General features: G+C 61.4%; 21 protein-coding genes and 1 pseudogene. 10 read left to right on the top strand and 12 right to left on the bottom strand.

The features are described from left to right. Positions 1-1,410, top strand: a 1,410-nt coding sequence (locus ACZY0B_RS24900) for a glycosyltransferase family 87 protein (protein ID WP_463766908.1), incomplete at its 5' end; no start/stop codon positions are given. A 23-nt stretch (positions 1,411-1,433) separates the two neighbouring features. Here the strand turns inward: ACZY0B_RS24900 and ACZY0B_RS24895 are convergent. The 3 genes from ACZY0B_RS24895 to rfbH are packed head-to-tail and all read right to left on the bottom strand — an operon-like array spanning position 1,434 to position 4,311. Continuing rightward, entirely contained in the window at positions 1,434-1,928 is a 495-nt protein-coding gene (locus ACZY0B_RS24895; RefSeq protein ID WP_463766907.1) for a GtrA family protein, read from the bottom strand. Beyond that, positions 1,925-2,941, bottom strand: coding sequence for a CDP-glucose 4,6-dehydratase (rfbG, locus tag ACZY0B_RS24890; RefSeq protein WP_463766906.1), 1,017 nt, complete (start codon positions 2,939-2,941; stop codon positions 1,925-1,927). Before rfbG ends, ACZY0B_RS24895 begins: the two co-directional genes overlap by 4 nt. 2 nt (positions 2,942-2,943) lie before the next feature. Further along, complete coding sequence (rfbH, locus tag ACZY0B_RS24885) at positions 2,944-4,311, bottom strand: lipopolysaccharide biosynthesis protein RfbH (protein ID WP_463766910.1); 1,368 nt, start codon at positions 4,309-4,311, stop codon at positions 2,944-2,946. Positions 4,312-4,461: 150 nt separating this feature from the next. Here rfbH and rfbF point away from each other — a divergent pair, with 150 nt between their 5' ends. The 6 genes and pseudogenes from rfbF to ACZY0B_RS24855 all read left to right on the top strand — a co-directional run bounded on the left by rfbF (position 4,462) and on the right by ACZY0B_RS24855 (position 9,509). Further along, entirely contained in the window at positions 4,462-5,238 is a 777-nt protein-coding gene (gene rfbF, locus ACZY0B_RS24880; RefSeq protein ID WP_463766905.1) for a glucose-1-phosphate cytidylyltransferase, read from the top strand. Next, on the top strand, positions 5,235-6,167 hold the full coding sequence (locus ACZY0B_RS24875; RefSeq protein WP_463766904.1) for a glycosyltransferase family 2 protein: 933 nt from the start codon (positions 5,235-5,237) through the stop codon (positions 6,165-6,167). The genes rfbF and ACZY0B_RS24875 overlap by 4 nt, the downstream gene beginning before the upstream one ends. Next, the gene (locus tag ACZY0B_RS24870) at positions 6,164-7,987 is read left to right on the top strand and encodes a thiamine pyrophosphate-binding protein (RefSeq protein ID WP_463766903.1); all 1,824 of its coding nucleotides are present in this window, start codon (positions 6,164-6,166) and stop codon (positions 7,985-7,987) included. Before ACZY0B_RS24875 ends, ACZY0B_RS24870 begins: the two co-directional genes overlap by 4 nt. A 95-nt stretch (positions 7,988-8,082) precedes the next feature. Further along, positions 8,083-8,883 (top strand): aldolase/citrate lyase family protein, encoded by an 801-nt coding sequence (locus tag ACZY0B_RS24865; protein WP_463766902.1) that lies wholly within the window; start codon positions 8,083-8,085, stop codon positions 8,881-8,883. A gap of 49 nt (positions 8,884-8,932) precedes the next feature. Then, positions 8,933-9,010, top strand: a pseudogene (locus ACZY0B_RS24860) (hypothetical protein); the annotation flags it as partial. A 211-nt stretch (positions 9,011-9,221) separates the two neighbouring features. After that, a complete protein-coding gene (locus ACZY0B_RS24855) occupies positions 9,222-9,509 on the top strand; it encodes a hypothetical protein (protein WP_463766901.1) in 288 nt (95 codons plus the stop codon). Between the two features lie 402 nt (positions 9,510-9,911). Here the strand turns inward: ACZY0B_RS24855 and ACZY0B_RS24850 are convergent, their stop codons facing one another. The 7 genes from ACZY0B_RS24850 to ACZY0B_RS24820 form a co-directional block, all read right to left on the bottom strand. Next, positions 9,912-10,619, bottom strand: coding sequence for a class I SAM-dependent methyltransferase (locus ACZY0B_RS24850; protein ID WP_463766900.1), 708 nt, complete (start codon positions 10,617-10,619; stop codon positions 9,912-9,914). Further along, the gene (locus ACZY0B_RS24845) at positions 10,612-11,607 is read right to left on the bottom strand and encodes a glycosyltransferase (RefSeq protein ID WP_463766899.1); all 996 of its coding nucleotides are present in this window, start codon (positions 11,605-11,607) and stop codon (positions 10,612-10,614) included. The genes ACZY0B_RS24850 and ACZY0B_RS24845 overlap by 8 nt, the downstream gene beginning before the upstream one ends. A 272-nt stretch (positions 11,608-11,879) precedes the next feature. After that, positions 11,880-13,196, bottom strand: coding sequence for a UDP-glucose dehydrogenase family protein (locus ACZY0B_RS24840; RefSeq protein WP_463766898.1), 1,317 nt, complete (start codon positions 13,194-13,196; stop codon positions 11,880-11,882). 342 nt (positions 13,197-13,538) lie between these two features. Continuing rightward, entirely contained in the window at positions 13,539-14,378 is an 840-nt protein-coding gene (locus tag ACZY0B_RS24835; protein WP_463766897.1) for a Gfo/Idh/MocA family protein, read from the bottom strand. A 20-nt stretch (positions 14,379-14,398) separates the two neighbouring features. Then, the gene (locus tag ACZY0B_RS24830; RefSeq protein ID WP_463766896.1) at positions 14,399-15,478 is read right to left on the bottom strand and encodes an NAD-dependent epimerase/dehydratase family protein; all 1,080 of its coding nucleotides are present in this window, start codon (positions 15,476-15,478) and stop codon (positions 14,399-14,401) included. Positions 15,479-15,494: 16 nt separating this feature from the next. Beyond that, positions 15,495-16,697, bottom strand: a complete 1,203-nt coding sequence (locus ACZY0B_RS24825) for a class I SAM-dependent methyltransferase (protein ID WP_463766895.1) — start codon at positions 16,695-16,697, stop codon at positions 15,495-15,497. Positions 16,698-16,878: 181 nt separating this feature from the next. Beyond that, on the bottom strand, positions 16,879-18,375 hold the full coding sequence (locus ACZY0B_RS24820; RefSeq protein ID WP_463766894.1) for a hypothetical protein: 1,497 nt from the start codon (positions 18,373-18,375) through the stop codon (positions 16,879-16,881). 283 nt (positions 18,376-18,658) lie between these two features. Here ACZY0B_RS24820 and ACZY0B_RS24815 point away from each other — a divergent pair, with 283 nt between their 5' ends. The 3 genes from ACZY0B_RS24815 to ACZY0B_RS24805 are packed head-to-tail and all read left to right on the top strand — an operon-like array spanning position 18,659 to position 21,655. Then, positions 18,659-19,324 (top strand): SDR family NAD(P)-dependent oxidoreductase, encoded by a 666-nt coding sequence (locus ACZY0B_RS24815; protein WP_463766893.1) that lies wholly within the window; start codon positions 18,659-18,661, stop codon positions 19,322-19,324. Beyond that, positions 19,321-20,403: a 3-dehydroquinate synthase gene (locus ACZY0B_RS24810; RefSeq protein WP_463766892.1), complete on the top strand. Its 1,083-nt coding sequence runs from the start codon at positions 19,321-19,323 to the stop codon at positions 20,401-20,403. Before ACZY0B_RS24815 ends, ACZY0B_RS24810 begins: the two co-directional genes overlap by 4 nt. Continuing rightward, positions 20,375-21,655, top strand: a complete 1,281-nt coding sequence (locus ACZY0B_RS24805; protein WP_463766891.1) for an FGGY family carbohydrate kinase — start codon at positions 20,375-20,377, stop codon at positions 21,653-21,655. Before ACZY0B_RS24810 ends, ACZY0B_RS24805 begins: the two co-directional genes overlap by 29 nt. Before the next feature lie 13 nt (positions 21,656-21,668). On the opposite strand, the gene ACZY0B_RS24800 is transcribed toward ACZY0B_RS24805, so the two are convergent. After that, positions 21,669-22,619: an NAD-dependent epimerase/dehydratase family protein gene (locus tag ACZY0B_RS24800; protein WP_463766890.1), complete on the bottom strand. Its 951-nt coding sequence runs from the start codon at positions 22,617-22,619 to the stop codon at positions 21,669-21,671. Positions 22,620-22,653: 34 nt separating this feature from the next. Continuing rightward, complete coding sequence (locus tag ACZY0B_RS24795) at positions 22,654-24,810, bottom strand: acyltransferase family protein (RefSeq protein WP_463766909.1); 2,157 nt, start codon at positions 24,808-24,810, stop codon at positions 22,654-22,656. Between the last annotated feature and the right edge of the window lie 90 nt (positions 24,811-24,900).

The raw sequence follows: 24,900 nt of genomic DNA, 5'->3' as shown, positions 1-24,900 counted from the left end.
CGCACCATCCTGCTCGGCACCATTCTGCTGGCGTCAGCGCTTTCCGGGTTCACGGGTTTTGTTCTGACGCAATACTTTGCGATCGATGTCATTTCTTCTTTGCTTGCTTTCCCTTACGCCGATTGCTACCTCGATTGGGGCACGAACATCGGCCGGCACTGCTTCAGTGACTACGCATTCGAAGTGATGTACGGGATGCGGGCCAATCCGTGGGAGCCATTCGACATATTCGTACAGCCGGACTATCACCAGCTGGCCGTCAACAACTACCCGGCGGCCGGCATGCTTCCGCAGGTGACTTTTGGGCTGTTGGGCAAACTATTGGGCGCGCCGGTCATCGGGCTGTTGGGCTATCTGCTCGCCCTGACAGTCGCGGTGCTTTCGCCCGCGGTCTGGGCGGCTCGGGGCGCTCGTGGTCTCGAACGGATCGTGGTTTTCGTGGCCTGCGGTGCCGCGGCGATCCCGGTGTGGTCGGTGATCGATAGGGCGAATTCGGTCGGTTTCTTGGCTCCGGTCGGCCTGGTGTTCCTGATCGCACTGGTTCGGCAACGGTGGGGACTCGTCGCGGTGATGGTCATCCTGGCCGCGCTGCTGAAACCGCAATTCGTGGTGCTGGGCATCGTGCTGCTGGCTGCCCGGCAGTGGCGGTGGAGCGGTATTGCGCTGGGCGGCGCGGTCGTTTTCAACGTCGCCGCATATTTGTTGTGGCCACAACACTTTCCGCACAACATCTTGCAATCGGCAGCCGGCGTTCTCGGCTACGGCGCCGGCAGCGTCAGCGCCGTAGCGACCTCGAACGTGTCGTTCGGCCGATCGCTCCTATTGGCGCCGGACATTCTGATGTTCTTGCAAACCGGCGGCAAAATGCCCGACGGCTACCTGGCCGGTCCGCGCTCGACGATCGGATACGTGATCCTCGTCCTGGTCGTCGTCGCCGTGCTGGCGCTGGGACGACGCATCCCACCCGTCCTGGCGGGCATAGTGCTGCTGGTGACCGCGGCCCTGTTCCCGATGGTGAGCATCAGCTACTACTTCGTGTTCGCCCTGCCGATCGCGGCGCTGCTGGTGCGGGACCCGGACGGGCCGCCGGGCACCGGGATCTTCGACCGGCTCGCAACGGTTGCCGGCCACCATCGCAGGGTGGGCATTTGGGTAAGTCTGTCCACGGCGCTCACCATCGCGACGGTCGCGCTACCCAGCCCGCCGATGCAGGTGCTGCTGTACCGGAAGGACGGCCCGCCAATTCACGAGCTAACGGTGCTGACCACGGCGACGCTGGTGCCGATGCTTTGGCTCGTGACGCTGGTGATAGTCATCGTCGCGTACGCTCGAAAACCGGCTAGCGGTGCTGCAGCGGAGACCGCCGCAGCACCGGAGTCACCTAAGTCTGCCGCGACGACCACGTCCTAAGCCGCATCCACGGCATACCGGCTCTAGGTGGTGCGCGACTTGCCGTCCTGGATGTCAGCCGCACCGCGCCGGAACGAGAAGTACCGGTGGCCGAAGTAGCTCAGCACCGTGCTGGCGGCCAAGATGATTGCCTGCGCCGGGATGCGATGCATGCCCATCTCCACCAACAGAGGTAGGGCGATGGCGTTGAAGGCCAGGGCGGTGAGGTAGACACTCTCGAAGCGCAAAAGGTCACGCGGCCCGTGGCCGCGGACCCGGAACACGAACCGCCGATGCATCACGAAGGCAAACAGCACCCCCAACACATGCGAAATGCCGAGGGTCACCAGGGATCCGCCAACCCTTCCGAAGCGGTTGTCGACGAACTGGCCGATACTCACCGAGCAGGCGACGAAAATGCCGAACCCCACGACCGTGTTGATACCCCCGACCAGGAGGAACGCCACACGCTGATCGCGAACGAGCCGGATCAGCGGTCCCGGAGGTGCCGATTCAGGTTGCAGGTCGAATTCGCTCATCCAAGGCTTTCGAATGCGGCGATCTGCTCTCGGGTCACCGTTAGAGCGTCGTCGCCCCGGCGCACGCGCCGCTCCCAGTCGATCGTCCATGCCACGGCATCGCGAAAGCCAATCCTGTTACGCCAGCCCAGTTCACGCTCCGCCTTGGTGGCGTCGAGCGCCAACAATTTCGCTTCATGGGGGTGGTCCCCGCCTTGCAGATCCCAATGCGCGCCGCCGCCCCACAGCTCAGCCGCCAGCGTGGCCACCTGGCCGACCTCGACAAAGCTGTCGCGGCCCGGTCCGAAATTCCATTGGCCCAGGCCCGCACCGGCCAGTAATGCGTCGGCGAGCGTGAGATAGCCGTTCAGACAGTCGAGTACGTGCTGCCACGGCCGCACGGCGCGGGGGAATCGCAAGAGCGGCGCCTGGCCGTTCGCATAGGCTGCCACCAGGTCAGGCAACAACCGGTCACGGCTGACGTCCCCACCGCCGATGACGTTGCCGCCCCGGGCGATTGCCGTCGGAGAGCCGGGAAAGCTGCAAATCCAAGACTGAGTGAGCAGATCGGCCATCGCCTTCGACGCGCTATAGGGGTCGTCGCCACCGAGGGGATCGGTTTCGACGTAACCGGCCTTCTGGTCGACGTTCCGATAGACCTTGTCGGTGGTGATGACGACATGTGCGCGCACCGACGGGGTGGCCGCGACGGCGTCCAGCACGTTGAGCGTGCCCATGGCGTTGGTCTCATAGGTGTACCGCGGCTCGCGATACGACTCGCGGACCAACGACTGTGCGGCCATGTGGACCACGACGTCCGGCGCCGCCGCCTGTAACGCTGCCGCGGTCGCCGCGGCGTCGCGGATGTCTACCCGGAAGTCGGAGACAAGCTCTCCGGCCAGCCCCGCCCGTTTGAACAGGCTGCCCTCGTCTGGGTCGAGAGCCAGACCGGACACCTGGTGCCCACGGCTGAGCAGGAGCAGGGTTAGCCAGGGGCCCTTGAAACCGGTATGCCCGGTAACCAGGTAGTGCACGGCTACCGCGCGGCCTCGGTCATGTACTCGCGGATCGAATCCGCCACGAAGTCGAGCATCGGCCTGGTCAGGCCCGGATAGGTGCCCACCCAAAAGTTCCGGTTCATCACGATGTCGGTGTTAGTCAGGTCCCCCACGATCCGGAAGTCGACGTCGCGGTAGGCCGGCTGCTTGACGAGGTTTCCGGCGAACAGCTGTCGGAAACCGATCTTGCGCTCATCGAGGAACCGCATGAGCTTGGTGCGGTCCACCGGATGCTCGGGATCGAGGGTGATCGGGAAGCCGAACCACGACGGTTCGGACTTGGGCGTGGCGACCGGCAGTATGAGCCCCTCGACCCCAGACAGCCGCGAGGTCAGGTAGTCGAAATTCTCTTTGCGCGCCTTAACGAATCCATCCAGCTTGGCCAGTTGCGACAAACCCAAGGCGGCCTGCATGTCGGTGGCTTTCAGGTTGTATCCGATATGGCTGTAGATGTACTTGTGGTCGTAGCCCCTGGGCAAGTCACCGAGTTGCCACTCGAAGCGCTTCTCGCAGGTGTTGTCCTTTCCCGGCGCGCAGTAGCAGTCTCGGCCCCAGTCGCGGAATGATTCAACCTGCTTGCGGACCAGCGGCGACTTGACGAACACGGCGCCGCCCTCGCCGGTCGTGATGTGGTGCGCCGGGTAGAAGCTCACGGTCGCGGTGTCGCCGAAGCTGCCGGTCCGTTTGCCGTCGTACGTCGACCCGAGCGCGTCGCACGAGTCCTCGACCAACCACAGGCCATGCTTGTCGCACAACTCCTGGACGGTGTCCAGATCGAAGGGATTGCCCAGGGTGTGCGCCATCATGATCGCCCGGGTCTTAGGACTGACGGCCTCCCGGAGCAGCTCGGGAATGGCGTCGTAGGTTCCCAGTTCGATATCGACGACGACCGGGCGGAGTCGGTTCTGGATGATCGGGTTGACTGTCGTGGGAAATCCCGAGGCCACGGTCAGCACCTCGTCGCCGGGCTCCAGGGGCCGCTTTCCGGACCTCTTCTTGTACTGGCCCAGCTTCGGGCTGGTCAGCGCGCTCAGTGCGCACAGGTTTGCGCTTGACCCGCTGTTGACGAACACGGAATCGCGAGCTCCCACATAGCGTGCGAGGGCACGCTCGAAGAGCGGATGGAACCGGCCCGCGGTCAACCAGCCATCGAGAGACGCGTCGACCAGCGCGGCGAAGTCGTCGGGGTCGAGCACCTTGCCCGACACGGGGACCACCGTGGTGCCGGGGATGAACTCCGAAGTCGCGAGTTTGCGCTTTGCGTAGCGGCGAACCGCCGCGAGGATATCCTCGCGATCTTCCCCGAGCCCGCTATTGCCAGACTCATTGGTATCGAGTCTTGAAATGAGATCTCCTCACATGCGTGTGATTCCTACACTAGGCCGCCCCGAAAGCTCGCCGGGCGCGCCACGGCATTGCTAGTGTGTCACCTGCTCGACGCCGCGTCAGCGAAACCGCTCTGGGGGAACGATTGCCTTGAGATTGGACGACTCCTCATGAAAGCCGTGCTCCTCGCAGGTGGTCTCGGCACCCGAATGCGGGAGGAAACCGAGTTCCGACCCAAGCCTATGGTCGAAGTCGGTGGGCGGCCGGTGCTGTGGCACATCATGAAAATCCTTGGTCACCACGGCTTTTCCGAGTTCGTCGTGTGCACGGGCTATAAGAGCGAATACATCAAGAGTTACTTCTCGAACTACGGGGTGTCCAATTTGGACTTCACCATCACCCTCGGTGATCAGTCGAGCATCCGGTACCACGGTTCGCATGACGAATTCAACTGGCGGGTGACTGTCGCCGACACCGGCTTGGACACAATGACGGGCGGTCGGATCAAGCGCATTCAGAAGTACGTCGGCGATGAAACTTTCTTATGTACCTACGGCGACGGTATCGCTGACGTCGACATTCCCGCCCTACTCGAGTTTCACCGTTCGCACGGAAAACTTGCCACCGTGACGGCCACCCAGCCAATGAGCCGGTTCGGGGTGATTGACCTCGAGCAGGATGGTGCGGTCGCCAAATTCCGGGAGAAGCCGAAGACCGAAGACTGGATCAACATCGGCTACTTCGTCTTCGAACCGGGGGTGTTCAATTACCTGGATGGCGACGAGACAGTGTTGGAGGACAAGCCGTTGCTCCGTCTAGCCAAAGACCGCCAGATCGCCGCGTTCCCGCACCGTGGGTTTTGGCAGCCGATGGATACCTTCCGGGAATCCCAGCTGCTGAATAACCTCTGGAATAGCGGGAACCCGCCTTGGAAGGTGTGGGAGTGAAGAAGAAGATCGCCTTGGTCATCCCCGCATACAACGAAAGTGAATGCGTCGATGAGCTCGCGGGCCGGTTGTCCGAGGTGTTCGACTCCGAGCCGGCGTACGACTTCGAGGCGATCATCGTGGAGAACGGCTCGACCGACGACACGATGGACAAACTGCTAGCGATCCATCACAAGGATCCCCGGTTCAAAATCCTTAAGTTGGCGCGCAACTTCCGGATGGACGGCGGACTGACGGCCGGTCTGAATTTGGTCGACGCCGACGCCGTCGTGCTCATGACAGCCGATCTGCAGGATCCGCCCGAGTTCATCCCGGAGATGATCCGCAAATGGGAGGAAGGCTACGAAAACGTGTACGGGGTCGTCACCGAGCGTGGCGGCACCGGCCCGATTCGTAAGATGAACTCCCAACTGTTCTACTGGCTGGCGGGCAAGCTCACCGACGATCGTATTACCAGCAACGCCAGCGACTTTCGTTTGGTCGACCGAAAGGTTTACGAAGTCGTTCGGTCGATGGAGGAGCGCAACCGGTTCGTCCGGGGTCTGTTCTCCTGGGTCGGGTTCAAGTCGATCGGTCTGCCGATGAAGCGAGCACCTCGCTTTGCCGGGGAATCCAAGGCCTACAGCCTGAAGGTGCTCGACCTGGCCGGCAAGGGCATCCTGGCTCACTCCTACGTGCCGTTGCGGCTCATCACCATGACCGGCTTTTTGTTGAGTGCCGCGGCAGCTATCGCCGTCTTCGTGCTTGCCGCACGTTTCATCTTCTATGGGGTGCCGTTCCCGGGATTCGGGTCGCTCATCTGCGTCATGCTGATCGGCTTCGGGGTGATCACACTGCTCCTCGGGGTCGTCGGCGAGTACCTGGCACTCATCTACGAAGAGGTCAAGCAGCGACCCAACTTCGTTGTCAGCCAGAAGGTGGGCATATGAACTCGTCGCCCACGAAGTACTCGGACCAACTGATCGACTGGTTGGTCGGCGCCGGATATACGCACTGTTTCTTCGTTGCGGGTGGCAACAACATGCACCTACTGAACTCGGTGCGGACACGGATGGTGTGCGTGCCATTCGTGCACGAGGTCGGCGCGGCGATCGCGGTGGAATACTTCAACGCCGCCCGCGACGAGAACACCGGACGCGCACTGGCATTGGTGACAGCCGGTCCGGGAATTACCAACGCGCTGACGGGAATTGCGGGCGCTTGGCAAGAAAGTCGCGAACTTCTGATCATCGGCGGGCAGGTCAAAAGCACCGACCTGAGCCGCGGCTCGGTCCGCCAGCGCGGTATCCAGGAGATCGACGGTGTGGAGTTGGTACGCAGTGTCACCAAACAGGCGATTCGCATTGAACAGCCGGTCGCCGGCGAGGTAATCCTTGACGCTGTTCTGGACGGGCGCACGCCCCGCCAAGGACCCGTCTTCCTGGAAATCTGTCTCGACGCGCAGGGGGCGCCCGCTCTCGCCGGCCAGGACAGCGTCACGGTTCCCGCGGCAGCCGCTCTCCCCCAGGTGTCGGCAACGGACATGGACCGAGTGGTGTCCTGGATGCACGAGTCGGAGCGGCCTGTCGTGCTGATCGGCGGTGGGGTAAACCGCGGAGCCGTGCGTGCCTTGGGTGACCGCGCGGCAGCCGCCGGCGTTCCGCTGATGACTACCTGGCATGGGGCCGACCGGGTCCCGAACGAACACCCTTTGTACTCGGGCCGACCGAACACCTGGGGACAGCGGGCCGCCAACATCCTTATCCAGCAGGCTGACCTGGTGATAGGCGTCGGCACCCGGCTTGGTCTGCAGCAGACCGGTTTCGCCTGGGAGGAGTTCGCGCCCATCGGGCGGGTAGTCCAAATCGACATCGACGCCGCCGAACTCGAGAAGGGACATCCACGCGTCGACCTCGCGCTGCGGGGGGACGCCGACGCATTCCTGGCAGCCTTGTATGCCGCGGACCTCGGCGATGCCGAGCGGTGGCAGCCGTGGCGGGAGTTCATTGCCGCAGTGCAAGCCGAGCTTCCGCTGAATGATCCCCAGAACGTCACGGCCGCGGGATACGTGGAGCCTTACGAGTTCGCGATGCGACTCGCTGAGCTTGCCGAACCGGATGCCATCATCCTGCCTTGCAGTAGCGGCGGCTCCTTCACCGTCGGTATGCAGGCCCTGCGGCTGCGTGCCGACCAAAAGGTTGTGACGAACAAGTCGCTCGCGAGCATGGGATACGGGCTGTCCGGGGCGATCGGCGCGGCTCTGGCCAATCCGCACCGTCAGGTGTTCCTCAGCGAGGGGGATGGCGGATTCGCCCAAAACCTTCAGGAACTCGGCACGCTCAGTGCCACGGGAGCCAATGTCAAGGTCTTCGTTCTCAACAACAATGGGTATGCGTCGATCCGGATGACGCAACGCAACTACTTCGGAGGGGCGTGGATCGGCTGCGATGCCCAGACTGGGCTGGGTTTGCCGAGCTGGGAGGAGCTGGCCCGGGCGTACCGCATCCCGTTCGCCCAGCTCGACGCCGAGTCCGGCCTGGACACGCCTTCAGTCGTCTCCCTGTTGAATGCGGACGGCCCCGCGCTCATCGAAGTGCCCATCGATCCGGATCAGACCTACTACCCGAAAATCACCTCGGCAGTACAGGCCGACGGCTCAATGAAGTCCAATCCACTTCACCGGATGAGTCCAGACCTTTCTCCGGACGTCGAGAAGCGGGTGACCGTGCACCTCGGCGCGGCAATGTCTCAAGTGGCGAGCGCGAATTGAGCACGTTGGCCGTTTTGCCCAAAATCGCCCGTCGTGTCGGACGACGCGGAATCATTCTTTGCAGATTGATTGGGGCCTAAACAGGGGAAGGCAAGATGAACAAGACCGAACGGCAGATGGCCGAGATCCTCCGTATCGGCAAGGAAAAGCACGGCGTCGTAGCCGTCAAGGCCGAGTTCGAGGCTGAAGGAACCCGAATCGACGAGCTGCTGCGCCTCGTCGACATCGCACGCTCCGCCGGGTTGCCGCTCACCGTCAAGGTCGGCGGCTGCGAAGCGATGCGAGATCTTCTCGAGGCCAAGCAGATCGGCGTGCGCTACATCGTCGCACCGATGGTGGAGACCGCCTACGCGCTCTCGAAGTACATCGCCGCCAAGAACACCGTGTATGACGAGGACGAGGAACTCGACACCGATTTTCTCTTCAATCTGGAGACGATCACGGGCTACAACAATCTCGATGACATGCTCGAGCTGGCCCACAAGGATCGCGGTGTGCACGGCATCGTCTTCGGCCGGGTGGACTTCACCGGATCGCTCGGGCAGACGCGCGAGACCATTAACAGCCCCGAGATCACCCGCTATGTGATCACCGTTGCCGAGAAAGCGAAGCAGGCCGGTCTCGATCTGGTCCTTGGTGGCGCAATATCTAGCGACACACTCGACACCATCCGCGAGGTCGCGAAGGTACACCTGACGCGTTTCGAGACCCGCAAGGTCGTGTTCGACGGCTCGGCCGGCACCCTCGACTCAATTGAAGATGGACTACTCAACGCTGTGCACTTCGAGTTGCTGTGGCTGCTCAACAAACGCGACTACTACGGCCACATCACCGACGAAGACGCCAAGCGCATCGAGATGCTTGATGCGCGCTGGAACGTGCTGAACCACCACTGAGCCCAGTCGGCGACACCCTACACGCCGCCGTCGTGGCGGCACGGATAGCGTGTTGTGGGTGAATTCCACGGCTCTCGTCACCGGCGCCGCGCGGGGAATCGGCCGCAGCGTCGCTGACACATTGGAGTCGAAAGGAGTTCGAGTGCTGCGGCCCGGCCGCCAGGAACACGATCTCGCAGAGCCTGAATCGGTCTCCGCCTATCTCAGCGCGCTTGACCAGACGGTCGACCTCTTGGTGCCGGGATCAATAACCCTGAACCCGTGTTGCAGATTTCGCCCGAGATTGGTCAAGCACCCAGCAAGTCAATGTCAGCTCCAATCTTCAACTCCTGCAAGGATTGCTGCCACGGACGGCGACCGCCCGCTACGGCAGAGTGGTCGCAGTCTCGAGCGTCTACGCACACAGGGCCCGTACCGGGCAGGTTGCCTACAGCTCGTCGAAGGGCCGCGATCGAGGAAGTAGTGCGGTCCGTCGCTGTGGAGTACGGTCCTTTCGGCGTGATGGCAAACCGCGTCGCCGTGGGGAACGTCGTCACGTGATAGAGCAGCAGACCCAAACTGCCGCAGGCGCCAGCATGGGCAAAACATTTGGCGGCGATCGCATCCGATGCCCTCTCGGCCGATAGTCGCGACGTGACGCTGAATGGTCTTGTAGGACAACACCGTTCCCCGGATCCTCGAGGGCTCGCCGGATGTCGGCCTTACTCGTCTGCCCACCGACCCCAGCGACCTCCAAATCCCGGAGCACCAGCCACATCGAGACCCAGCCTGTCATAAACGCCGACGATGACGTCATACAACACCCGAACTCGTCGCCAGGGTGCGGCCCGCACCCCGGCCAGCCGGGATCCTCGGGCTGGCGCGGATGCGGTGATCCTCACGCCCAGCTCGATCGTGCGCATGATCATGTTGGCAAATAACAGACGGCAGGCAGGCGCCAGCCTCAGGCGCGGGTCACCTCGGTGACGTGGCGAGCGCAGGAACCCGATCGTCACGCATGAAGGCTAATCCCGGGGCTGCATCCGAACTCAGGCTGGCTTTTGCCAAATAGCAATGATCGTCTTGCCGGCTGAGTAGCGGAGAACCTTGTCAACGACGCGCGAAATAGGAATCATCACACGATCCCATAAGGCGAGTTGCTCTTTCTTTGGCATCGACTGCTGAAGAAACAGCAAGTTCGCCGTCGAAGCAGAAAGGCCGACGACATCCAGGTAGCGCATGCGCGAGAGACGCAGACCCTGGGGCGAGACTGCGCGGAGCGTCGCCCGGTTGTATCTGCGGAAGTGACCGACCGCCGCATCGAACGGTGTGAAGAGACGCTGGTGCGCGGGCGACAGAACGATGACGTGACCGCCGGGGCGGAGATGCGATGCGGCAAGTTGTAACTCTTCGCGATCGTGCTCTATGTGCTCCAGTACATCGATATAGATGATGGTATCGAACTGCTGTCCAACCATCGACGTCAGCGTTCCACATACGGACTCATAGGGGCGACGCGCGGCTCCAGCGTCGATTTGCTCCTTCAATCGGGAGGCAAGCTGCGGATCAGGTTCCAGACAAACCCAGCGCCCCGTGCCGCCAGGATCAAGCAACCGCGTGTTGGAGCCGATGCCGGCGCCCACTTCAAGAACGTCCCCTGTCACGAATGGGCGCACTTGACTGGACCAGTAGGATTTCCAGTTGTGCACATTCGCGAATAGATCCAGTTCGGTGCCAACATATTTGAAATCACTCATATTTGAAATCGCTCCTCGAGAAGATATCCACGGTGTCTTTTATGAAAAGTGAATAGTCCCGAAAAGGTATAAATCCAAGGTTCGACCTGTTTGACAACATAAAGAAGGTAAAGCTGCTTGCGATCGTGATGAATTGGATCATGATGATGGCGAGAACTCCGGCTGTATACGTGGCCCAGCCGGGGATCGCGAGATCAGTAAAGATGCGGATCGCGATGACGACGAGGACGCCCAAGCCGCTGAGTACGGAAGCACCCAGGGAAGCGATGAGGAGGCGCACGCCAACAACGTCCGCGAAGACAGATATTGCGCTTAGACCGTGCGAGATAAGCGATGAGAAATTCATGCGGGACGTTCCAGCGATGCGCTTTCCGCGGGGAATGGGCACCATCCCGAATGGCATCCGGGATCGGAAGACAGCGGCTGCGTAATGATTCCAGAGTTCCGACATAGATACAATAGTATCGAGGCTTCTCGAGGAAAGAATGCTGAAGTTCCCTACCCTTACGCTAATACCGGTAAGCCATCTATGCAAGATGCGATAGAGAAGATAGAAGAAGCGAAACAGCAGAGATTCGGAGCGTCGGATCCGTTCTGCGAAGATCACCTTTTGACCGTGACTTTCCGAATACGCACGCAGAAGCTGGGCCGCCCCCGTCGGTGTGTCTTCGCCGTCGGCGTCCATCACGAGGACGGCGTCGCAACGTAAACTTTTTTGAATGTGTGCGAGCCCAATAGCAATCGCTCGTTGGACACCAAGATTTCTGCGCAGTCTCAGAATCTGTATTCTCCGGATTACGGCGAAGTCACTTTGGAAGTCGCCGGAATCGCATTGCTGTTCTGAGCCATCGTCTACAAGGAGAATTGTGGCGACACAACCAGCAGCGGCGATGGCTTTGTCAAGTCGTCGTAGTAGCTCTGCAGCCGAGAGCCAATCGTCTAGGACGGGCATCATCACGACCAGGCTCAAGGGCTGCTCTTCAGTCAAGGTAGATGTCCTGATCAGATCCGCGCTCCTGGGACAACTCACGGACGCCCTGGCTCAGGTCCGGGTACATTGTGCTTCGGAGGATGAGTATTTGCTCATCGGTGGCTTGCACCAATGAGTACGGCAAAGCGCTCCCGATCGGCTCCCACTCCCCTTGCGTCTGAGAAGCGCGAAGTCGCCGAACTTTGCGATCGGTACGAAGCGATGGCGCAGATAGCGAACCAACCGAGGCTGAAGGCGATCCAGCGAATCCTCTCATTGATTTATTCTCCTCAGTTCCGGCCCATGCCGTAGTACTCGAAGCCCTCGGCCCGCAGGCGCTCAGAATCGTAGATGTTTCGGCCATCGAACACCACGTAGCCTCGCATGGCCGACTTGACGCGCTGCCAAGACGGCCGCTGGAACTGTTTCCACTCCGTGAGGAGGAGCAACGCATCGGCGTCCTTGACGGCGTCGTACATGTTCTCGGCATACTCGATCGAATTCCCGAGCACCTTTTTCGCTTTCTCGGTCCCTTCTGGGTCAAAGGCCCGCACTAGCGCCCCGTATTCGACCAGCCGTTTCGCGATGATTAGGGCGGGGGCTTCGCGCACGTCGTCGGTCCGAGGCTTGAAGCTGAGGCCCCAGAGCGCGATGCGCAGGCCTTGCAGATTCTCCGCGGGCGACTCGCCCCCGAAACGGGCGACGATCTTGGATACCAGGGCGGCCTTCTGCGCGCTGTTGACCTGGTCGACGGCACGCAGCAGTCGCATGTCCGACCCCAGGCTTTCGGCGGTAGATAGCAGGGCCCGAACGTCTTTCGGCAAGCAAGAGCCGCCATACCCTATCCCGGGGAACAGGAATTCATAGCCGATGCGCTTGTCGGCCCCAATGGCCTCTCGTACCGCCGAGATATCGGCGCCGACTTTCTCGCACAAGTTCGAGATCTCGTTGATAAAGGAAATCTTGGTCGCGAGGAAGGAGTTGGCTGCGTATTTCGCCATCTCAGCGCTCCTGGTATCTATGACGATCAGAGGATTGAAGGTGCGCAGGAACGGCTCGTAGAGCTCTCGCATGATATCGAGGGCGCGCTGCGAGTCGCCACCGATCACCACGCGGTCGGGCTGCATGAAGTCCGCGATCGCTTTGCCCTGCTTCAAGAATTCCGGGTTGGACACGACGTCAAACTCGTGGTTGGTCTTCTTGCGGATGATCGCTCGAACTTCGTCGGCAGTGCCGACGGGGACGGTCGACTTGTTGACGACAACCTTGTAGCGGTCGATATGAGCGCCGATATCATCGGCTACGGAGTAGACGTAGGTGAGGTCGGCCGCGCCACTCTCGCCCATGGGCGTCGGCACGGCAATGAAGATCACGTCTCCGTGCTCGATTCCGCGCCGCGTGTCGGTCGTAAAGTCGATAAGCCCGTTCTCGCGGCTTCCTTCGATCAGCTCAGCCAGCCGGGGCTCGTAGATTGGGACTTCTCCGGCGAGTAGCCGGTCTATCTTTGCCTGGTTGATATCCACGCAGAGAACATCGTTGCCACTGTCCGCCAGGCAGGCACCCGTGACAAGGCCGACGTAGCCGGACCCGATTATCGTAATTCTCAAGCTGACCTCTTCATTTCCTTATGGATCGCCGCCCATGTTCCCGCAAGCGTGAACCAAATGCGCAGGATTCGCATATAGCCTTTGTAAACGATCCCGAATACTTTTACCCCCCTTGCCCTGTATTCGCCGCGTCCCGTGGCGGACGTTACGGCGCGAAGGCCGCCCCGCCTAGACCTCAACGCCGGTCCGTCCACCCGTGGATTAACGAGCAAAGCGTGATCCAAACGCGACGTCGCACGTCCTTGGATCTTGCTGAAGTGGATTTGGTCCCGCGGAAGACGACAGTCAAACGAGAACCCGCCCGTAGTGCTCGGGTATTCCGGTGCAAATCACCATAGGCAGTCACGGTCGACAGTCGCCAATTGCTACCAAACGACCGTCATTCCGAGCAGATTCTTCCGCCGCGGCGATCGCCCGCACGGTCGCAACTTCGCTTTCAAGCTGGGCCGTGTCCAGCCCCCCTGCGCGTAGCACGCCGATGAACGCCCGAAGTTCGCGAGTCAGAGGGGGTTCTTCACCATAGGCAGGGTACGACGTACCACGGGAATTGTGCATCGAAAGCTTTCTGTCCGCGGTGTCGTCGAAGGCGAGCGAGTTGTCTTCGCCCACAATCGTCATACTGTGACGCTTCACCGGCGAGATCCAACTAACGTTCGCGAAGAACGGGACGTCAGCGATGACAAACTTGGCGATTGCCGCCTTGAATCGCGACGGCTCGCCAACGCCCCAGGCCTGCGCGAAGCCAGGATTCATATCGAATAGCGCGTGCGCCATGGAGAGACCATGGGGAAGCCAATCCCACAACACCGACGAGTCGGTTCGTGGATGCTGATTCATTCCCTCCCAGAACACGGCCTGGACGGTTCCAACTTCGGGTAGAAGTTTCTTTGCAGCCTGAAACGCAGGGTTATGCAGGTGCACGTGCCCCACGAAAACGGGTGCGCCAGAACGTAACGCAGCCTCGTGAATGCGGACCGCATCAGCCACCGTGGTTGCCATCGGCTTTTCGATGAACGCCGGTACACCCGCATTGATAAATGGGATCGCGACTTCCGCATGACTCGCGGAGGGCGTGGCAATCAGAACCCCATCGGGCCGCCGCCGAAGAACGAGATCGAAGTTCTTCGACTCGTCAATTACCTCCACATCGCGCATCGTCGCCAGCGTGCGGGCTATTTTCACGCCCCATTTTCCGCGGCCGACTACAGCGACTCGCATGCGCCCTTCCGGTACGACGCTTGGTCTTTGGCCCAGTCAATGAATCGTGCGAGTCCGTCTTGAACATCGACCTGCGGTTGATAGTTCAGCTCCTCATGGGCTTTGGCGAGATCCGGACAGCGTCGCTGGGGCTCCCCCGCGGGATAGGAGTCCGGGTAGTCAATCTGCTCAAATGCCGCGCCTGGGACGAGCTTTGCGAACAACTCGGCAAGATTAAGCATCGAGATTTCGTTTGCGGAATTGCCGATGTTGTAGGGCTCGCCGGGGCGACCCCTCAGCAGCACCTTCAAGAACCCGGTGATCGCGTCGGTGATGTAGCAGAACGTTCGCGTTTGCAGTCCGTCCCCATGCACCGGGATCGTCTCGCCGGTCAGCGCCTGGTAGGTGAACATGGGGACGACGCGGCGATCGTTGTGTTTCATCCCGGGCCCGAACACATTGAACGGCCTGACCATGGTTACTGGCATGCCGTACTTCTGGTGATAGATCGTCGCGATCGTTTCTGCTAGTCGTTTGGACTCGTCGTAGCAAGCCCGGGGCCCGACGCTCGAGACGTGGCCATGGTAGGTCTCGGGAGTGGGCACAAAACGCGGATCGGGGTCGCCGTAGATTTCGCTCGAACTGAAGAACAAGAAACCTTCCAGCGACGGATTCCGCCGTCCCAGCTCGAGCAGATTCTTGATGCCCGATACGGCGCTTTCAATGGTCTCAAGCGGATATTTCATATAATAGACGGGCGAAGCCAGCCCGGCCAAATGCATGATGTAATGAATGTCTTCGCGCACTGGCAGCGGGTAGGTGACGTCGGCCCACACTTCGGCGATGTTCTCGTCGCGCTCGGAGGTGCTGGGATCGCCTGTGATGAAATTGTCGGCCGAGATCACGCGGACGGGCTGTTCAAGAATCGTATCGTTGAGCCGTTTGAATACCCGTAGAAAGTGCTTGCCAAGAAAACCTGCGCCACCACTCAGCAGGACAGTTTTCCCTGAAAGCCGATGGGCATCGTCGCCGATCGCCTGGACGATTGCCTCGGTATCGCGGCGTACAATGAAATGTTCAGACATGCAAAGGATCCTTCTGCTATGTCAGCTCTGTGGGTGGAATGGGCTTCAAGTAGCGATACGCCCCATCGGTCTTCTTCTTGATGTCGTCGAAGTACTCGTACGCGAACACGACGAGGACGTCGGACTTATGTTCGTCCAGGTAGCTCTTGGGGACGATCGGGATGTGCGTGCCGGGGGTGAACTTGTTCTGCTTCAACGGACTGTCGTCGACGGTGAACGGGATTTCGCTGGGCCCGATTCGACCGTAATTACATATGGTCGCTACGCGTGCCGGCGAGCCATAACCAGCGACTTGCAACCCAACTTTTTTGTATTCGGATAGTCTCGCTTTGAATGCGGTTACTTGAAGGTCCACATTGCGCCGAAACTCGCGCAAGCTGTCAATCGTCAAATCCTTTTCCTCGCGGGCGAGGAGTCTGAGCGTGGCATCGGAGGCAGATTGCTGGCCGACTCGTCGCACGAACACCTGTAATGAGCCGCCGTGCGGCGCAATTTCGCGTACGTCGGCGATGAACATGCCGTGAGCGGCGAACAATTTCGCGAGCGAAGACAGCGAGTAGTAGAAAATTCGATCCAAATAGAAACGCTCAAACTGTGTCGTTGTCAGAATGGATCCGATATATTCAACCTCGACGATGAACGTGCCGTCATCTGTCAGCAGTCGCTTCACAGTCTCGATGAATCCACTCGGATTCTCAAGATGGGTGAAGACGCTGCTGGCGACGATAATGTCCGCCTTTCCATGGGATTCTTCGATCGTCTCGGCGGCCGAATCGTCGAAGAAGGCCGTCAGTGTTTCAAAACCTTGATCGTTGGCGATCTTCGAAACGTTGATCGAAGGCTCGACGCCGAGCGCTCTTACGCCCAACTCCTTTAGCGGCTTGAGGAGAATCCCGTCGTTGGACCCGACATCGACGACAAAATGCGCTGACGCCAGTTGTTGGGCAAGATTCTCGAAATGCCTCACCAGTCCGCGATTCACCGAGGACAGATAGTAGTAATCTTCGAACATCCTCTCCCGCGAGACGATCGTGCCGAGTTGAACGTTCTTACACGTCGGACAGAAGAATACCTGCAACGGAAAGAAGTCCTCTGCTGCAAATTCAGCTTGCGTCGGATATTTGTTAGCGAGCGGTTGCTGTCCCAGATTAAGGAACTCGAGTGCGGCGGCTTCGCCGCACAATCGACATTTCATCGTCGCAGTTGACGGTGCAGACATAACAGGCTCCTGTTAACGTCGTGTGCGGATCAATCCCAGACAATGCGTTGGACCAATTGGGTATTCCGTGACAACGATCTCGAAAAAGATCTCCCCGCGCTGCCCAAAGCAATAGTTTCGCTCATCCAGGGAACGGACCCTAAGATGCTTTGGGGCAGGCGGCCCCAGGCGTAAGCCATCTTCAACTCGACGGCTCCTCTATCAACTGCGCCTTGCTGGAATGCCGGTCTTGATTCGAGGCATCCGCCGATACACCGCCAACCGGTCTGCGCGTGTACGAGACGATAATCGCCGCGCACACGATCAACCATAGGAGCGGCGTTATTAACGCCGTGGTGGCAATGATCGGCGTCGTCCGGACGAGGCCAACGACCCCCTGCTGGCCCGTCAGCACGAGCGCCGGCGGGCTGGGAACGGCGATTTGGGCGATACTGAGCGCCGTGGCAAGGCTCACGCAAATACCAAGTACGCGGCGGCGGTCGCCGAGGGTCGCGAGCCGGTCGAAGATCCCCGATCCCGCCGGTCCGTCAGGGTCCCGGAGCACTACCGCGGCAACCGGCAAGGCGAACACCAAGTAGTAAGTGTGCGTCACGGCGGGGAAGAGCGACGCGGTGGCCAGCAGAGCAATGCCCACCATTATGGCCGGAATGCGTCGCCCGAGAGCCAGCACGGAGACGACGACAAGAATCAGGATTACATACCCGATCAGCGAACGCGGGCCAGCGAGGAAGTCTCCCGGTATTTTTCCCGTTTGGAACAATTCGAGGGCATCCGGCACCAGTAGGAGCACTCTACCGAAGGAGATGTTTCCATAGCTTATGCTCTCAGCGAAACTACCGTAGCTGAGGGTGCCCCGGATCGACTGCAGGATTGTCTCCGGGAATTCCCGGGGCCACAGCAAATACGCGGCTAAATTGGAGATCACGCCCCCCGCGACCGCGATACTGCCCAGCCGCCATTGCCGGGCCGCGAATAGCGCGACAGCTAGTACGGCGAACTGTGGTTTCACCAGCGCGGCCAGCACCACCATGATTGTGACAAGCCCCCAGCGCTGCCGGCATAGCGCCATCAAGAAAACCAGCGCGATCGGCGCGATGAGCCCCACCGAGTTGCCCCGATCGATCGCCATCCACGCAGGAATGGCTGCGGCGCCACACACCACGAACACTAATATCCGCTCAAGGCCCCGTGAGCCACGAGCCGCCCATACGGCGGGAGTAAGGCATGCGACAGTCAAAACGCTCATGTAACCGAGCAATCCGAGCCGCGGCGCACCCAGCCATTTCCCCAGCAACCCAAAGGCCACGTGCGGAACCATCCCAGCCGCCAAGTAATAATTGGGAGAAGGATATTCGTAGTGCGAAAGCACCAAAATTGGGTAGGGCTCCCACGGATTCGACCGCATCCCCGTCGCGGCTATGATTCCGTAATCGTTGAAACAGTGCCGACCGATGTTTATGGGCCAACCGAGCCAGCAGTCGTCAGGAGGGTAGAGGAGAGAGCTAAGCACGTCAACGGAGAAGTACTGCGTAAGAACGAAACCCGTTGCCGCCGACACGGTCGCCGCCAGGAGGACAGTGCCGAGCAGGATATTGCGTTCGGATTGTTGAGCGACCCCCACAAACTGCTGCCGGATCCCGATGAACGCACTCTGAAGCACCTCGACAGGCCGACTCACGGACAAATTTCCTCCGATCGATCGACATAGTTCGTCGCCAGCGAGGCGCCGAACTCGACCATCGGGGGATAATCTAGTACCCCAGTTGTCCCGCCGCCATGACATTGACGATCTTTCCTGCCGCTTCATGCTGATCCACCAACAGCGCCTGAGCACAGAATGTCAGGCGTCCAGCGGCTGGTTACGCTGTAGCCTATTGTGCACGCGTAGGAAGGGGAGGATGAGCGTGACCGGGTCCGGCCAGCGACGCAGTGTCGTCCGCGATCGCGGGTTCTGACGACACGTGAATTCCACGGCTCTCGTCACCGGCGCCGCGCGGGGAATCGGCCGCAGCGTCGCCGACACATTGGAGTCGAAAGGAGTTCGAGTGCTGCGGCCCGGCCGCCAGGAACTCGATCTCGCCGAATCTGAATCCGTCTCCGCCTATCTCAGCAAGCTGGACGAGACAGTCGACATCTTGGTACTCAACGCCGGGATCAATAACCCTGAACCCCTGCAGGAGATTTCGGCGGAGAACTGGTCAAGCACCCAGCAAGTCAATGTCAGCTCCAATCTTCAACTCCTGCAAGGATTGCTGCCACAGATGGCGGCCGCCCGCTACGGCAGAGTGGTCGCAGTCTCGAGCGTCTACGCACACAGGGCTCGAACCGGGCGGGTTGCCTACAGTTCGTCGAAGGCGGCGATCGAGGAAGTAGTGCGGTCCGTCGCTGTGGAGTACGGTCCTTTCGGCGTGATAGCGAACTGTGTTGCCCCCGGGTTCGTACTCACCGATCTGACATACCAGAACAACGACGCGAAGCAGCTCGACGATCTGGCTGCACGCATCCCAGTCGGGCGACTGGCCGAGCCTGAGGAGATTGCACTCTTTATTTCCTGGCTGACATCCGCGGAGAATTCCTATATCACTGGACAGACCATCGCGATCGACGGAGGTTTTCTGTGCGTATGACCCAGGATCGGATGATCATCAAGTCCGAGCAGGGTGACTACCCTGTGGACTTCGTCAATGACGTCGCGCAGGTACCCGCGCTCGTTGACGGCCGCCCGGAGACGTTCGTCATCATCGACGAATTGCTGGTTGACATCTACGGCCACGCTCTAGACGGGCTGTTGAAGTACCCCACCTATCGGGCGACGGCGGACGAAGAGACCAAAACCCTTGTCGGCGTGAGCCGTTTCATCGACTGGCTGCTGGAGAACAAGGCGACCCGCTCGGCACACATCGTGGCCATCGGTGGAGGCGTCATACAGGATGTCGCGACTTTCGCCTCCCACGTCTACTACCGCGGCGTGGGGTGGACGTACGTGCCGACCACCCTGCTCAGTCAGGCGGACAGCTGCATCGGGGCGAAATCCAGTATCAACGTGTTGCCGCTGAAGAACCAGCTCGGCGTATTCCACTCGCCCAGCCATGTGGTGATCTGCTCCGAGTTCCTGACCAGCCTGCCGCAAGTTGAACTGGACTCGGGCTACGGCGAGATCTACAAACTCGCGCTCACCAATGACGGTGCATTCTTCGAAGAACTCGTCGACGCGTTACAGGACGGAGGCCACCGAAATCCGCGCCAGTTGGAGATGATCCGTAGGGCACTGGAGAGCAAGAGGCTAGTCATCGAGCAGGACGAGCACGAGTCGGACTTGCGGCGCGTGCTCAACTACGGTCATAGCTTCGGCCATGCGCTGGAAGCGCTGACCCACAACGAAGTTCCGCACGGAATCGCGGTGATGTGGGGCATGGACCTGATCAACTTTCTCGGGGTGAAGTGGGGCCTGACAAACCCGCAAACGCGCGCACGGGTGCGAACCGCCCTTATCGCCAACACCGACTACACGATCCCAACTATTCCGTCGGCCCAGGAGCTCGTGGATACGCTCAAGCGCGACAAGAAAGTTCGTAAGGGCGTCATGTACTTTTCGGTACTGCATGACGAGGGCGACCTGAGGATTGTGCCGAAACCACTCGACGACTCACTTGTGGCCGAGGTCTCGGAATACCTGGATGACGAGCCGCTCTTCGCTGCTCGTTGACCTCGGTGCGACCTACGTCAAGGTCGCGGTCCTGCGCGCAGGCGAAAGCATCGTCGCGGAAAGCAAATTCGACTTTCCCCCGTTTTTATCGCTCGACGGTCCGTATCGAACGGTCGATCCCGCCTTAGTGCTAGCCGCGGCCGAAGAGGCAATCGGGTCCGTTCTGCCATTGGCCGACAACCCGGAGCGGATCCTGCTGAGCGGCCAAATGCACGGCTGGACGCTGACCGACGAGCACAACGTGCCGTACCTACCGCTGGCCACCTTCCAGGACAACCGCGCCCTGCTGGCGCGCAACGACATCTCGCACCTTGACGAACTGCGCAACACACAATCGCCGGAAACCTGGCATGCAGCGGGAAATGAGCTGCGGTCGGGTCTACCGGCTGCGGGTATCTATGCAACTGAGCTCGCGGCCTTCGACGGTTGTCTTCGGGTGCACAGCCTGTTGTCTTGGGTTGCCGCGGCGCTGACCACCAAACCGGCATTCGTGCAGCACGTCACCGACGCGGCCGCCTCCGGAATGTTCGACCTCCGCGCTGGAACGTGGTCTGAGCAAGTCACCGCATCGGTCGGCGGCAAGGCACGACTCCAGTTCCCACGAGTGTCGTCGACGCCGGAAGTGGTAGGCATGCACCGCAGTTCGGGCGCTGCCGTATTTTCTCCGGTGGGCGATCAGCAAGCGGCATTGCTCGGGGCCGGACTCTGTCCGGGCGTTACCGCCTTCAACATCTCGACCGGGGGTCAGGTGGCCCGCCTCGCCGACACTCATGCCGGAAACCGTTGCCAGACCCGACCGTATTTCGACGGACTGCTGCTGCACACCAGGACTCACCTTCCGGCAGGGCGGGCGCTAACGCACGGTGTCGCATTGCTGTCACGCGGTCACGCTGACGACGACACGTGGGAGTGGGCTACTCAGGCCGCTGCCACGCCCGCACACCACTCGCTCCCCCACGCGCGCCCAATGTTTCACCACGCCGGGGGCGGTGGGTGGTCCGGCATCACGGATGCGCACACCGCCGAAGACCTGCTACGAGCACTCGTAGCGGGAATCGCCGCGCCCTACGTCGACTCGGCACCGGACGTCGGATTCCAACCGATGGATGAGCTCCTCTTCTGCGGGGGCGTTGCACAGCGTTTCGCCCCACTGCGCGACGCAATCCAGTGGGGCCTAAGCCGCCCCGCAAAGGTGGCACCCGAAGGGGACATGGCGCTGCGCGGACTCGCGGTCATGGCCGGCCAGCTCTAAGCCGGCAGCACCATCAACCTCGGCCCAGCACCCCGCGGGCGGTGATCTCGATTTGACGGTCGAGGGGCATGGTCGCGAAATGCCAATTCTGACAACGCCTTTCCCAGTCCTGACCGTCGGAGTGGTACCGATCCGGATCGCCGCCACCGACCGTCTCACGGCTTATTGCCGCATCCGGGCGCACTACTTGAGCGACCCGACTGGCAAGCTCTGCCATCTCGACCAACTCGCCGCCGCTGTCGATCGTGCAAGACCCGACGCTGCCCTCGGCGATGCCCAGCGCGAGTAGCTCCTCGGCGAGTACGTAGCGGCGAAACACCGGCCGGCGCGCCATAATTCGGATCTCCCCCGAGTCAGCCGCCCGAATCATCGAACCCAATGCGTAGTTCTGCGGACTTTGCACGTGGGCACCTGAGATACTCCAAGCGCGTGCGACAACTGACACCACCCCGCTGTCGCTCGCAGCCTGCGCCAGACGCTGCTCGGCCTCGCGCTTGAGGTAGCCGTAAGGATTGTCCTCGATTGACCCATTGAGCGCGTCATGGGGGTACACCGCCGCCCCGCTGGAGACGGTGAGTGCCAGGCGTACGGCCGGCAGCTGCGTCGCGTACACCAGGCGGTCGGTCAGGCCGCGGTTGACGGCGACGTACTCGCCGAGAGGCATGCCCGCAACCCTGTCCCGCGTCAGAAAGGCGCAGTCCAGCACGACAGTTGGCGCGAAGGCGGCAACTTCCAAAGGGTCCCACTCGCGGCACTCGATTTCGCGATCAGCGACCCGCATTTTCCGCCCCCGGCTCGCCAGGGCCAGCGTGGGGACGTCCAGCGGAGCAAGCAGGTCGAGTGCCGTCCTCCCCAGCCAGCCCGACGCGCCGGTGACGAGTACCCGGTCTTCTGCGAGCGCCCGAGCCGCCAGGGCGCGCGCGCCTGTGCTCACCAATTCGGTCGCGCGTCGCCGGGAACCCATGGCAGGAAGCCTAGGCAGCCCTGGCCGACATAGGTCAGTTGCGTGCGAGGGTTCGGTCGGCGAGCAGGCCCATCACCGGCGCCAGCAGCCGAGAGTATTCGAAGCTCAGGTGCACTTCGTCGAGGTACACCAGAGTGTTGCCCACGATGACGGGGCAGCGCTCGAGGGTGCAGAACAGCGCGGTGAGATCAGCGTATTGTCCACCTTCCGCCTTGGTGGCGACGGTCTCAGCCGCGATGCCGTGGTCGTTCACCGCTGTAGACCTTGTCGGCGAACAGGCCGTCGCATCGTCGAGGTGACCCGAGAGGCAGACCGGCACCTTTGACTGCGGATCCGGGATCGGTCCGAGCACCAATACCTCCGCACCAGTGCCGCGCAGTTCCTGAACTAGGCGGGTCAGAGCGGCGACCCACGCCGGATCGAATGCCGTGAAACCTTGGTTTCCGTAGGTGCGCGAGATGCTAAGCGCGATCAATCGCGGGTGGTCGGCCTTTAGCCGGTCAATGACCCGACCGCGCCACTGTTCGCACTCCGTGTACTCCCGTCGCAGGTGTGGGGTGCTGAGGCGCAAGTCGAACAGTGGGCAGCCGACCTTATCCAGGCTCTCCAGCCGCCAGTGCCGCTGCACGGCGACTTCCTCGAATGCGGGTTCCCACATCGCGGCGTTCGAGTCGCCGACGAGGGCAACCGTCGTCCGTGATGCGGTGTCCCCTGTGGCGCACTCGGGCTGGTCGACTTGGAAAAAATCGCGCATACAAGCTCGGCCGAACATGGCCGATTGTTCGGCTGTCGCGTTGGCAAGGGGCGGTTCAAGGTTCGACGGTACGGCCCTCACGTTTGCCGACGCCGCGACCGCGGCCTGCACTTGCCCGAACGCCTGCTGGACCGCCGCGTCGTACAGCTCAGCACTTCCGCCCGCCGTGGGAGGTACCACCGTCACCGCGAGTGTCGGCGCCGCCGGACCGCGGCCGACCGGGAGGGGCACCAACACCAGCAGCACGACGCTCGCGCACACCGCCACCACCGTGGCGATGCCGCCGACCGCGAGACTGCGGCCGCCAGAGCGATTCACGGCAGCGGAGAATCGGAAGGGGTTCTCGATGAAACGCAGGGTGAGCACGGCCAGGCCGGCGGAAACAACGACGGTCGCCAACCTGCCTGTCAGCCCCAGCGGGTGGCCGAGCAACGGCGCTGCGAGCAGCAGCACCGGCCAGTGCCACAGATACCACGAGTAAGACACCCGGCCGATCGCTCGCATCGGCGCCAACGACAGCGCACGCCCCGCTCCCTGGGTCGGTGTGGCACACCCCGCACCGATGACCAGCGCCGTGCCGAGCACGGGAACAAGCGTGGCGATACCCGGATATTGCATGGCCGGGCTCAATAGAACGCAGGACAGCAGGATCGCGCCCAGTCCCGCCCATCCTGCGGCCGCGGCGGGTAGTGGCGGCAAGCGGCGCCACTGGCCGGCCGTGAGGGCCACCAACCCACCGGCGGCCAACTCCCAGGCTCGGGTGGGCATCAAGAAGAACCCCGCGGGAGGCCACAGGCGAGTGACCAACAGCGCCGCCGCGAACGACACCACCCCGATCACTACAAGGATGACAACGTACGGGGTCTTCGAGGAAGTGACACTGGCGCCCGTCCGTCGACGCGCCCGGCGAATAACCCACGCCGCACCGAGCATGATGGCCGGCCACACAAAATAGACCTGCTCCTCGACGCCCAGAGACCAATAATGCAGGAACGGCGACGCGGTGGCGCTGTCGGAAAAGTAGTCGGTGGCCTCCAGAAAGAACCAGCAGTTGCCGACGTACAGCGCGCTGGTGATGCCGTCCAGGAGGACGGGCGGGATCAGCAATGGGGGTAGCAGGAGGAACGAAGCGATCGCCGTAATGACGCCCACCGTCGCTGACGCCGGCAGTAATCGCCGAGCGCGCGCTCCGTAGAAACGGCGGAGCCGGATGGTCCCGGCAGTGCTTACTTCTCGCCAGAGCAAACCCGTAATAAGAAACCCTGAGATGACGAAGAACACGTCGACGCCGATGAACCCACCATCAACTCCAGGCACACCCGCGTGAAAGAGGACCACGCCCAACACAGCGACGGCACGCAAGCCCTCGATATCCGGGCGGAAGCCCGAGCGCGCCGGCGAACCGGTGTCGGCGCGCTCGCCGTTGCTTTTGGGCAGCGTTGAAACGGGCTTTTGGGATTGAATAAACTTCTGGGTCTGCTGCGATGGAGCGGTCGCCGACGGGTCCGTCAAGGAGCTAATCCCTTC

It is taken from the genome of Mycobacterium sp. IDUB_19 (genome assembly GCF_055419445.1).
The sequence above is the reverse complement of the archived record's forward strand: the minus strand, read 5'-3'. Positions and strand labels throughout refer to the sequence as shown.

Bases quoted from the DNA above. Each gene is read 5' to 3' on its own strand.
- ACZY0B_RS24895 (WP_463766907.1), bottom strand. From the start codon at position 1,928: ATGAGCGAATTCGACCTGCAACCTGAATCGGCACCTCCGGGACCGCTG.
- rfbF (WP_463766905.1), top strand. From the start codon at position 4,462: ATGAAAGCCGTGCTCCTCGCAGGTGGTCTCGGCACCCGAATGCGGGAG.
- ACZY0B_RS24870 (WP_463766903.1), top strand. From the start codon at position 6,164: ATGAACTCGTCGCCCACGAAGTACTCGGACCAACTGATCGACTGGTTG.
- ACZY0B_RS24865 (WP_463766902.1), top strand. From the start codon at position 8,083: ATGAACAAGACCGAACGGCAGATGGCCGAGATCCTCCGTATCGGCAAG.
- ACZY0B_RS24850 (WP_463766900.1), bottom strand. From the start codon at position 10,619: ATGAGTGATTTCAAATATGTTGGCACCGAACTGGATCTATTCGCGAAT.
- ACZY0B_RS24830 (WP_463766896.1), bottom strand. From the start codon at position 15,478: ATGTCTGAACATTTCATTGTACGCCGCGATACCGAGGCAATCGTCCAG.
- ACZY0B_RS24825 (WP_463766895.1), bottom strand. From the start codon at position 16,697: ATGTCTGCACCGTCAACTGCGACGATGAAATGTCGATTGTGCGGCGAA.
- ACZY0B_RS24810 (WP_463766892.1), top strand. From the start codon at position 19,321: ATGACCCAGGATCGGATGATCATCAAGTCCGAGCAGGGTGACTACCCT.
- ACZY0B_RS24805 (WP_463766891.1), top strand. From the start codon at position 20,375: ATGACGAGCCGCTCTTCGCTGCTCGTTGACCTCGGTGCGACCTACGTC.
- ACZY0B_RS24800 (WP_463766890.1), bottom strand. From the start codon at position 22,619: ATGGGTTCCCGGCGACGCGCGACCGAATTGGTGAGCACAGGCGCGCGC.